The organism is Kitasatospora sp. NPDC036755, from assembly GCF_040636595.1.
In the GTDB taxonomy this organism is placed as follows: Bacteria; Actinomycetota; Actinomycetes; order Streptomycetales; family Streptomycetaceae; genus Kitasatospora.
In genome coordinates this window covers 1-3094 of record NZ_JBEZUT010000576.1, presented here as the reverse complement: position 1 = coordinate 3094, position 3094 = coordinate 1, and the positions used below count along the sequence as shown (strand labels likewise).

General features: G+C 71.0%; 3 protein-coding genes. 2 read left to right on the top strand and 1 reads right to left on the bottom strand.

The annotated features are described in order from the left end of the window. Positions 1-155 precede the first annotated feature (155 nt). Positions 156-1133, top strand: coding sequence for a sugar ABC transporter permease (locus AB0E96_RS40090; protein ID WP_359831641.1), 978 nt, complete (start codon positions 156-158; stop codon positions 1131-1133). Positions 1134-1216: 83 nt separating this feature from the next. Next, positions 1217-2068: a carbohydrate ABC transporter permease gene (locus tag AB0E96_RS40085; RefSeq protein WP_359831639.1), complete on the top strand. Its 852-nt coding sequence runs from the start codon at positions 1217-1219 to the stop codon at positions 2066-2068. Between the two features lie 74 nt (positions 2069-2142). Here the strand turns inward: AB0E96_RS40085 and AB0E96_RS40080 are convergent, their stop codons facing one another. Next, the gene (locus AB0E96_RS40080; protein WP_359831637.1) at positions 2143-2751 is read right to left on the bottom strand and encodes a hypothetical protein; all 609 of its coding nucleotides are present in this window, start codon (positions 2749-2751) and stop codon (positions 2143-2145) included. Between the last annotated feature and the right edge of the window lie 343 nt (positions 2752-3094).

The following is a 3094-nucleotide window of genomic DNA, read 5'->3' as shown; positions in this document are numbered from 1 at the left end:
GAACACGACGGCGACGACGGCGCTCAGCCAGAGCGGGCGGGTGCCCACGACGGCGCGGAGTTCGGCGAGGAAGGGGGGAATGGCCATGGCCGCAGGCCACCGGCCGCGTACGGACGGCCCCCCTCCCGGTTCGTCTCAGAGAGCAGGTCCCGCACGTGTCCGTATCCACCTCGACCGCCCCGGCGCCGCCTTCCCCGCAGAGGCGCCGTGGGGGAAGGGCGCCGGCCGCACCCCCGGGCGGCCGGCGCCGGCGGCCCCCGCTGCTGCTGCTCCTTCCGGCCGCGGTCATCCTGATCCCGCTGGTCGCCTACCCGATCTACCAGCTCGGCCTGCTGTCCGTCCTGGACTTCGGGCAGGCGCAGGCCTCCGGCGGCGCCCCGACCTCCTTCGTCGGCTTCGGCAACTACACGAAGATCCTGGAGGACGAGCAGTTCTGGACGGTGCTGTTCCAGACCGTCGGCTTCGCCGCGTTCTGCGTGGTCGCCACCCTGGCCGTCGGCGCCACCCTCGCGGTGCTGCTCACCAAGGTCGGCCGGTGGCCCCGGCTGCTGCTGACCACCGCGGCGATGGCCGCCTGGGCGGCGCCGGCGATGACCGGATCGACGGTGTGGAGCTTCCTGTTCGACACCAACCTCGGCCTGGTCAACCACACCCTGGAAGGGCTCGGACTCTCCGGCTTCCACGAGTTCAACTGGTTCTACGACAAGTGGACGGCGTTCCTGATCGTCGGCGCCGTGGTGGTGTGGCACTCCTTCCCGTTCGTGATGGTCACCCTCTACGCGGGCATCCGGGCGATCCCGGAGGAGATCATGGAGGCGGCCGCCCTGGACGGCGCCAACACCTGGACCACCTTCCGCCGGATCACCGCGCCGATGCTGCGGCCGATCCTGACGATCGTGGTGATCCAGTCGGTGATCTGGGACTTCAAGGTCTTCACCCAGATCTACGTGATGACCGAGGGCGGCGGCATCGCCGGCCAGAACCTGGTGCTCAACGTGTACGCGTACCAGAAGGCGTTCGCCTCCTCGCAGTACGGGCTGGGCGCGGCGATCGGCGTGATCATGCTGCTGATCCTGGTGATCCCCACGGTCCTGTACATCCGCACGCTGCGACGGACGGGGAACGAACTGTGAGCCCGGCGAACCCCCCTGCCGTGCGGCCGGAGACGCCCGTGCGGTCCGAGAAGCCCGTACGGCCCGCGAAGCCGGTGCGGCCCGTGCGGAACACCCGCGGCCGGTGGCGGCTGGCCGCCAACACCGGCGCGATCGTGCTGGCCGTGGTCACCGCCTTCCCGATCTTCTGGATGGTGCTCTCGGCCTTCAAGCCCAAGGGCGAGATCCAGTCCCTCGAACCCCGGCCGTGGACGGCCCGCCCCACGCTGGACAGCTTCCGCCAGGTGCTCAGCGTGGACGGCTTCGCCCGCTACTTCGGGAACAGCCTGGTGGTCGCGCTGTCGGTGGTGGTGCTGTCGGCGATCGTGGTCTTCCTGGCGGCGGTGGCCGTCACCAGGTTCCGCTTCAAGTTCCGCACCACCATCATGGTGATGTTCCTGATCGCCCAGATGATCCCGGTCGAGGCGCTGACCATCCCGCTGTTCTTCATGTTCCGCGACGCCGGACGGTTCGCCCCGGGCATCGGGCTGAACACCCTGGCCTCGCTGGTCCTGGTGCAGCTGGCGTTCTCACTGCCGTTCGGGATCTGGATGATGCGCGGTTTCGTCGCGGCCGTCCCGGTCTCGATCGAGGAGGCGGCGCAGATCGACGGGGCCAGCCGGACCCGCATCCTGTGGCGGATCCTGCTGCCGCTGGTGGCGCCGGGCCTCGCCGCGACCAGCGTGTTCTCCTTCATCGCGGCGTGGAACGACTTCGTCTTCGCCAAGACCTTCATCATCAGCGCCACCGAGAACCAGACGCTGCCCTCGGCGCTGCTGGTCTTCTTCAAGCCGGACGAGAACGACTGGGGCGGGATCATGGCGGCGTCCACGCTGATGACGGTGCCGGTGCTGATCTTCTTCATCGCGGTGCAGCGCAAGCTGGTCTCGGGGCTGGCCGGCGCGGTGAAGGACTGACCCGTGTCGACTGGTCACGTGCTCGGGAGTCCCGCCGTCGGCGGGACTCCCGCAGCCGTTCCGGGACCACGCGCTCAGGAGACGAAGCCGACGATGTCGGCGTCCTTCCACCGCTCCGCGAGCCGGAGCCAGCCGACGACCTCCGCGACGGCCTCGGCCACCTCGCGCTCCGGCGCGGGAGTGCGGCCCTCGCGCTCGGCCCGGGCGAACTGCTCCAGCGCCCGCCGGCAGTCCTCAGCCGACCAGGTGCCGCAGGACGGCACGTCGCAGGAGGGCAGTTCGGCGGGAAGGCCGCCGTACTGGAAGTCCGCGACCGAGACGGCGGTGATTCCGTACGCCTTCAGGCCGTCGTCGACCACCTCCAGCCAGTTGCCCCGGAACGGGCCGAAGGAGTCGACCTCCAGAGGGCGGCCGACCAGCCAGCACAGCCGCCGGTACGCGTAGCCGTACTGGAAGGAGTGGTCCTCGTCCTCGGAGAAGGGGCCGCCGTGCACCACGGCGCGCAGTGCCTCCAGGGCGGTCGGGGCGCCCTGCGCGATCTCGTCGGCGAAGTGCTCGTCGGACCTGTCCAGGGACGGGCCGAAGTACGCGAGGGCCTCGTCGACCGCCCCGTCGTCGCCGCTGCAGACGCGGACGCGGAGCTCCGCGGGGTCGACCAGGTACGCGCACAGGAAGGAACTCATGCGAGCACGGTAGCGGCCGCAACGGACAGCCGGGTCGGCGGGGCCGGTCGCGTCACGGCGCCGGGGCTGAGGTCTGAACGGTCTTGCGGCACAGTGGAGTTGACGAATCGGAAGCAGCGGTTCCGGTTTTCTTTCGAGAGCTCCGAACCGGTGCGCCGGCGTGGGTGCGCCGGGTCGGGTGCGCCGAAGCCGGGGGTCAGGCCGCCGCCGTGGAGCCGCGGGCCGGGACCGCGACCAGGACGAACTCCGCGCCGGCGTCGTCCCGGACCAGCGCGGTGCGGCCGAACGGGGCCGGCGCCGGCCCCGCGTCGACGGTGCCGCCGCGCTCGCGCAGCCGGGCGTC